General features: G+C 37.7%; 2 protein-coding genes. Both read right to left on the bottom strand.

Annotated elements, in window-relative coordinates:
• Window positions 1-151: 151 nt before the first annotated feature.
• Window positions 152-427 carry an HU family DNA-binding protein gene (locus GMD5S_RS0209690; RefSeq protein WP_001284636.1) on the bottom strand — a complete coding sequence of 92 codons (276 nt, stop codon included), beginning with the start codon at window positions 425-427 and terminating at the stop codon, window positions 152-154.
• Window positions 428-534: 107 nt separating this feature from the next.
• Entirely contained in the window at window positions 535-1,371 is an 837-nt protein-coding gene (locus tag GMD5S_RS0209685; RefSeq protein ID WP_000195460.1) for a DegV family protein, read from the bottom strand.
• Between the last annotated feature and the right edge of the window lie 83 nt (window positions 1,372-1,454).

The following is a 1,454-nucleotide window of genomic DNA, read 5'->3' as shown; positions in this document are numbered from 1 at the left end:
AGCAGCTTCTAAAAACTAATGAAAAAAAGGTTCTCAAACATGGGAACCTTTTTCTTTTTGCAAAGAATCATAACATCAACTTCTCAAATAAACAAAAAAAGCCTATCGACCAAACAATGAAGCTTGATACAATAGGCTTTTTGAAAATTCATTATTTAACAGCGTCTTTAAGAGCTTTACCAGCTTTGAATGCTGGAACTTTAGAAGCTGCGATTTTGATTTCTTTACCAGTTTGTGGGTTGCGACCTTTACGTGCAGCACGCTCACGAACTTCAAAGTTACCGAAACCAATCAATTGAACTTTTTCACCAGCTGCAAGGTATTCAGTTACTGCTGCAAATACAGCGTCAACTGCTGCTGCTGAATCTTTCTTAGTCAATTCTGTAGCTTCTGCTACTTTAGCGATCAAATCTTGTTTGTTTGCCATGTTAACAAATCCTCCAAATAATTTCTAATTAACAAATATAATCATATCCTAAAATCGGCTATAGGTCAAGTCAAAAACACTATTTTGACCATTTTTTCTCTATTTTTTTAGGAATTGTAGCGAATTAGAATTGCCCAAGCATTCTCTCCAGTATGAGTTTGAATAATAGAGCCAGTTTCCAATACAGAGATTGGTTTCTCAACATAAGGTTGCAATAATGCCTTCATCTCATTCGCCCATTCGTTCGTTCCAGCATAGGAAATTCCAATTTCTGCTACTGATTTTTGGGAAAGAGTATTGGTTAATTCCTCAAGCCACTTTTTGAAAGTTTTCGCTCCACGTCCTTTGGCGATTGGTTGGAGTTCGTGGTTCTTCATCTGCATTACTACACGAATGTTCAAGAGTGAGCTTAGTAATCCTGTCACACGTCCAATACGACCACCCTTAACTAAGTTTTCTAGCGTCGAAACACCGATATAAAGTTCTGTATGATTTTTGACGTCCTCTACATGAGCTAAGATCGTTTCTAAGTCTTTACCCTCTTTGGCAAGTTTTGCGGCTTCAACTACTTGGAACTTCATTGCTTGATCTGTAAAGGAACTATCAATAACCGTTACATCAGCAGTTGAGAGGCTTGCCCCTTGGCGAGCAGCTTCCACAGTTCCAGACAAGGCATGGGACATGTGAATGGCGATAATTTGACTGCCATCTTGACCTAGCTCTTCAAAGACCTCAGCAAACACTCCTACAGGGGGCTGGCTTGTTTTAGGCAGATTCTTACTTTGTTGCATAAGATGAAGAAATTCTCCCTCTTTCAAATCTGCATCCGAATAAAGCACACTATCAATCATAACTGATAGAGGGACAACGGTGATATTTAATTCTTTAACTACTTCTGGTTCGATAGTAACAGAAGAGTCCGTTACAATTTTTACTTGTGTCATAATTCAATCTTTCTATTCTTCTCGATAGGATTGGGATTTTCTCCTTTATTATATCAAAAAAATGATAAAAAATCATAAGTGAT

This window comes from Streptococcus sp. GMD5S (assembly GCF_000298715.2).
Classification (GTDB): domain Bacteria; phylum Bacillota; class Bacilli; order Lactobacillales; family Streptococcaceae; genus Streptococcus.
The sequence above is the reverse complement of the archived record's forward strand: the minus strand, read 5'-3'. Positions and strand labels throughout refer to the sequence as shown.

Coding starts and splice junctions, on each gene's coding strand:
- GMD5S_RS0209690 (WP_001284636.1), bottom strand. CDS start 427: ATGGCAAACAAACAAGATTTGATCGCTAAAGTAGCAGAAGCTACAGAA.
- GMD5S_RS0209685 (WP_000195460.1), bottom strand. CDS start 1,371: ATGACACAAGTAAAAATTGTAACGGACTCTTCTGTTACTATCGAACCA.